The 5361-nt window shown below is 73.0% G+C and carries 5 protein-coding genes and 1 pseudogene; 5 read left to right on the top strand and 1 reads right to left on the bottom strand.

Annotated features, from left to right (window positions below; genetic code table 11):
* Both Y694_RS19525 and Y694_RS19520 read left to right on the top strand, forming a co-directional pair.
* Positions 1–1130, top strand: a 1130-nt coding sequence (locus Y694_RS19525) for a thiamine pyrophosphate-dependent enzyme (RefSeq protein ID WP_036235569.1), incomplete at its 5' end; no start/stop codon positions are given.
* A gap of 169 nt (positions 1131–1299) precedes the next feature.
* Entirely contained in the window at positions 1300–1662 is a 363-nt protein-coding gene (locus Y694_RS19520) for an META domain-containing protein (RefSeq protein ID WP_051495913.1), read from the top strand.
* Positions 1663–1677: 15 nt separating this feature from the next.
* Here Y694_RS19520 and Y694_RS19515 read toward each other — a convergent pair whose 3' ends face one another.
* Positions 1678–2547, bottom strand: a complete 870-nt coding sequence (locus Y694_RS19515; protein ID WP_231497797.1) for an EamA family transporter — start codon at positions 2545–2547, stop codon at positions 1678–1680.
* A 156-nt stretch (positions 2548–2703) separates the two neighbouring features.
* Between Y694_RS19515 and Y694_RS19510 the strand changes: the two genes are divergently transcribed.
* The 3 genes and pseudogenes from Y694_RS19510 to Y694_RS19500 all read left to right on the top strand — a co-directional run.
* On the top strand, positions 2704–3195 hold the full coding sequence (locus Y694_RS19510; protein WP_036235574.1) for an Lrp/AsnC family transcriptional regulator: 492 nt from the start codon (positions 2704–2706) through the stop codon (positions 3193–3195).
* Positions 3192–3697 (top strand): annotated as a pseudogene (gene rraA, locus Y694_RS19505) (ribonuclease E activity regulator RraA). The gene Y694_RS19510 and the pseudogene rraA overlap by 4 nt, the downstream one beginning before the upstream one ends.
* A 31-nt stretch (positions 3698–3728) precedes the next feature.
* Positions 3729–5361: lysylphosphatidylglycerol synthase domain-containing protein (locus Y694_RS19500; RefSeq protein ID WP_197028827.1), on the top strand; the 1633-nt coding region annotated here is incomplete at its 3' end.

Below are 5361 nucleotides of genomic sequence, written 5' to 3'. Positions count from 1 at the left end.
CCCAGGCCTGGCCCGCGCCCGGCGCGCTGCGCGAGGTGCGCACCCGGCTACTCGCCGCGCAACGGCCCGTGTTGATCGCCGGCGGCAGCGGCTGGGACGCCGGCGCGGTGCAGGCACTGCAGCGCTTCGCCGAGAACTGGCAGCTGCCCGTGGCGTGTGCCTTCCGCTTCCAGGACCTGTTCGACAACCACCACCCGCTCTACGCCGGCGACGTGGGCATCGGCGTGAACCCGAAGCTCGCCGCGCGGGTGCGCGATGCCGATCTGGTGCTGGCCCTCGGCCCGCGGCTGGGCGAGATGACCACCGGCGGCTATGCACTGCTGGCCGCGCCGCGTCCGCGGCAGACGCTGATCCACGTTCACGCCGGCGCGGAGGAACTGGGCAGCGTCTACGCCGCCGACCTGCTGCTGCAGTCTTCGATGGCGAACGCGGCGCGCGCGCTGGAAACGCTGGCGGCACCGGCTGCCGTGCCATGGTCGGCCTGGGCCGCCGCAGCGCAGGCCGACTACCAGGCCAACCTCCTGCCGCTGCCGGTGGCGCCGCTCGACCTGGCCGAGGTCGTGAAGACCGTGCAGCGGCTCGCGCCGGCCGATACCGTCGTCACCAACGGTGCCGGCAACTTCAGCGGCTGGCTGCACCGCTACTGGCGCTACCGTGGCCTCGGCAGCCAGCTCTCGCCGACCTCGGGGGCCATGGGCTACGGCATCCCGGCTGCCGTCGCAGCCAGCCTGCTGCTGCCGGGCCGCTGCGTCGTTGCCTTCACCGGCGACGGCGACGGGCTGATGACGGTGCAGGAACTCGCCACGGCACGGGCGCACGGGGCCCGGCCCATCGTGGTGCTGGTCGACAACGCGAGCTACGGCACGATCCGCATGCACCAGGAACGCGAGTTCCCGGGCCGCGTCAGCGGCAGCGATCTGGTGAATCCCGACTTCGTGGGGCTGGCGCGGGCCTTCGGCTGGGCGGCCGAGCGCATCGAGCGCACCGAAGGCTTCGCACCAGCCTTCGGCGCCGCGCTGGCGCGCGACGAACCGACCTTGCTGCACCTGATACTCGACACCGAGGTCAGCACCACGCGCAGCACGCTGAGCGCGATCCGCGCCACCGCACTGCAGCGGCGTCACCCCTGAATCCCGAGGAGCTCTGCCATGCACCCCCTGCGATCGACCCTTGCCGTGATGGCGTGCCTCAGTCTCGGCGCCTGCGTGGTGCCCATTCCCGTTCCGACGCCGGCGCCTTCCCAGCCTTCGCCGCCCGCGTCCCGCCCCGGCACCGGTCCCCGCGCCCACCCCGCCGAACGTGGCTGCAGCGCCCGACCCGGCCGTGCTCGGGGCCTGGCGCATCGAGCAGGCCCGCAGCGAGCCGTTGCTCGACCGCAGCGCGGCCCGCGTCGACTTCGGCCCCGACGGCCAACTGGCCGGCAACGGCAGCTGCAACACGCTGCGCGGTCGCTACACGCTCACCGGCAACACGCTGAAGATCGGCCCCATCGTCACCACGCGCATGGCTTGCGCCACCCAGGCCATGGAGCAGGAGGACCGCGTGCTCACGGCGCTGGAGCGCGCGGCCAGCGCGCGCGTGCCGCCACACGGCTTCCTGACGCTGGCCGATGCCGACGGCGCGGTGCTGCTGCGCGCATCGCGCATCGACGCCAAGCCCTGAACGTCCGCGCCGGACTCAGGCCGCCGCGGGCCGCCGTCCGGCGAGCAGCAGCACCACGCCGACCAGCACCACGCCGGCCGCGGCCCACTCGTAGCCGCTGACGGTTTCACCGCCGAGCCACACGCCGAGCAGCAGCGCGATCACCGGGTTCACGAAGCAGTAGCTCGACGCCAGCCCCGGCGACGCCTTCGCGAGCAGCAGCATGTAGGCGTTGAAGGCGATCAGCGACCCGAACACCACCAGGTAGAGCCAGGCCGCCAGGGCCAGTGGTGCCGGCGCCCCCTGGCGAGCGAACGTGGCGTATTCGCCATGCAGCGCGGCCATCGCCAGCAGCACCACGCCACCGCACAGCATCTCGCTCGCGAAGCCCATCGCGCCGGGCGCCAGCGGCGTGCGGCGCTGGCTCAGCAGGCTGCCGGCGGTCCAGGTGAGGCAGGCCAGCGCGATCGCCGCCAGGCCGGACGTCGAGGCCTGGAAGCCGGCGCCCCGGGTCAGCATCAGCACCCCGGCCAGGCCGATGGCGATGCCGGCCGCCTCGAGCCGGCTCGGGAACACGCGCCACAGCATCAGGCCGGCCGCCATCATCACCGGCACCACGGCGATGAAGGCGACCACGAGGCCGGAGCCCACGCTCTGCTCGGCATAGGCGGTGCCGCCCATGCCGCCGCCCAGCATCAGCGCGCCGACCAGCAGTGCGTGCCGCCACTGCCGGGCGCTCGGCCACGGCACCTGCTTCACCCAGCGCATCCACGCCGCCAGCAGCGCGCCGGCGACGAGGAAGCGCGAGCCCATCTGCAGGAAGGGCGGGAAGCTGACCAGCGCGAACTTGATCGCAAGGTAGGTCGAGCCCCAGACCAGCCAGGTGGCGGCGAGGCAGGCGAGCACCAGCGGCGACAGCGCAGGGTGCGGTGGGCTCAGGGAGGGGCCAGCGAACTCATGCGCAGATGCTAGGGAGCGGCGCGCGGGGGTTGAAGAGAGCAATCAAGGAAAGACGGCGTCGCGGCCTTCGATTCGCAGGAAAATCGCGTGCTAGGCTTCATCATGTCCGCCGCGATGAGTCTCGACGCCTACGACACGCGCATCCTGGCCGAACTGCAGGCCGAGGCCCGGCTGAGCATGGCCGAGCTGGGCCGGCGCGTCCACCTGAGCCAGCCCGCCGTGACCGAGCGCGTGCGCAAGCTCGAGGCGGCCGGCGTCATCACCGGCTACCGCGCCACGGTCAACCTGCAGGCGCTGGGCTACGGCATCCGCGCGATGATCCGCGTGGGCCGCGCCGAGTACGCACGCGTGGTGAAGCTGGTGCAGCAGACGCCCGAGGTCATCAATGCCTACAACGTGACCGGCGAGGACAGCTGGATCCTCGAGATCGCCGTGATCGACGTGGCGCATCTCGACGCGGTGGTCACCAGGTTCTGCATCCTCGCCGAGACCTCGACCGCCATCATCCTCAACCCCGCGCGCGAGCACCAGCCGATGCTGCCGCCGCGCCGCGAGGACGTGAAACCCCCGATCAGGAAAGTGGAGAACGCATGAGCGGCCCGGCCCCCGAATTTGCAGTTTGCGACCTGTGCGACGCGCACAAGAACGACACCGACGGCGCCTTCCGCGTGCTGCCGCCGGTGTTCCACAGCTACGGCGGCGTCGCCAAGTTCGCCGGGCCGGTGAGCACGGTGAAGTGCTTCGAGGACAACAGCCTGGTGAAGCTCGCGCTCGACGAACCCGGCCAGGGCCGCGTGCTGGTGGTCGACGGCGGCGGCTCGCTGCGCCGCGCGCTGGTCGGCGGCAACATCGGCGCGGCCGCCGCGAAGAACGGCTGGGCCGGCGTGCTGGTGAACGGGTGCGTGCGCGACGCGGCGGAGCTGGCGGCCAGCGCGTGGGCATCCGCGCGCTGGCGCTGATGCCGCTGCCGACCGAGAAGCGCAACGAGGGCCAGCGCGACGTGGCGGTGCAGGTGCAGGGCGTGTGGGTGCAGGTGGGAGACTGGCTGTATGCCGATGAAGACGGCGTCGTCGTGATGCCGTCGCCGGCCGGTTGAGCGCGATCGCCTGCCGCAGGGCCGCTGCCCCGTGACCGAGCCCAGCCCCGCGTCGCTGCTCGGACCCCGACCGCCCGCGCCCTGGCTGGGCGAGTGGTGGCCGCGCCTGCGGCCCTGGGTGCTCACGACACTGGCCATGCTGCTGGCGGGTGCCGTGGCGCTGGCGCTGCAGGGCCTGCTGCGCGAGGTGCGCTATGCCGACGTGATGGCCGCGATGCACGCCACGCCGCCGTCGGACATCGCGTTCGCGCTGCTCGCCACCGCGGCGAGCTATCTCGCGCTGGCCGGGTACGACGCGTCGGCGCTGGTCTATGCAGGCGCCAGGGTCGGGCGCAGCACGGTGCTGCTGACCTCGTTCGTCGCCTACGCGCTGGCCAACACCATCGGCCTCGGCCCGCTCACCGGCGGCGCGGTGCGGATGCGGCTGTACGCCGCGGCCGGACTGGCGCCGCCGCAGATCGCGCGGGTGATCGCCTTCAACGCTGCCGCGTTCACGCTGGGCATCACCGCCTTCGGCGCGCTCGGGCTGCTGTGGGGGGCCGACGACGTGGCGTCGCTGCTGCACACGCGACCAGGAGGCTTGCGCGCCGGCGCCGCGGTGCTGCTGCTGGCGCTGGCTGTCTTCCTGGGGCTGTGCCTGCGGCAGCGCACGCTGAGCGTGGGCCCGCGCTGGACGCTGCGGCTGCCGTCGGCGGGCCTGGCGTTGCGCCAGCTGGTGATCTCGGCGCTCGAGCTCGGCGCGTCGGCCGCGGCACTGTGGTTCCTGCTGCCCGACGACCGCATCGCGCTGCCGACCTTCATGGCCTTCTATGCCATCGCGATCACGGCCGGCATCCTGAGCCATGTGCCAGGCGGCGTGGGCGTGTTCGAGGCGGTGATGCTGCTGGCCAGCGGCGCGCACGTGCCGACCGAGGCGATGCTGGGCGCCTTGCTGCTCTACCGAGGTCTCTACTACGTGCTGCCGCTGGTGCTCGCCACGGCGCTGCTGGCGTCCTACGAACTGCGCTCCGGCGTGGCCGCGCCGGTCGGCCGTCTGGCGGTGCGCCTCAGTCCTCGGTTGATGGCTGCGCTGACGCTGGTGGCCGGCCTGTGGCTGCTGGTCTCGGGCGTCACGCCGGTGACCGAGGATGCGCGGCAGATCCTCGCAGCGCTCGACCTGCCGCTGCCGCTGATCGAGGCCTCGCATTTCCTCGGCAGCGTCGCCGGCCTGGGGTTGCTGCTGGTCGCGCGCGGGCTGCTGCACCGGCTCGACGCGGCCTGGTGGGCGGCGCTGGTGCTGGCGGTCGTGGCGGCGGTGCTGGCGCTGCCCAAGGGCATTGCGCTGCACGAGGCGGCGCTGCTGTCGACGCTGGCGCTGCTGCTGCTGATCTCGCGCCGGCAGTTCGACCGCCGCTCCTCGCTGTTCGCGCAGCGTCTCGAGCCCGGGTGGCTGCTGGCGTTGGGCGGCGTGATCGCCGCCTGCGCGTGGGTGCTGTTCTTCGCCTACCAGGAGGTCGCCTACAGCAACCGGCTGTGGTGGCAGTTCGAGCTCGACGCGCATGCGCCGCGCTCGCTGCGCGCGCTGATGGGCGTGGCACTGATCGGCCTGGCGTTCGGCCTGTGGCAGTTGCTGCGCCCGCCGGCTGGCGGCGCGGCGCCGGCCACGGCCGAGGAGCTCGCGCGCG

This window comes from Methylibium sp. T29-B (assembly GCF_000576225.1).
GTDB classification, from domain to species: Bacteria; Pseudomonadota; Gammaproteobacteria; order Burkholderiales; family Burkholderiaceae_C; genus Methylibium; species Methylibium petroleiphilum.
This window is presented reverse-complemented; position numbering and strand designations above follow the sequence as displayed.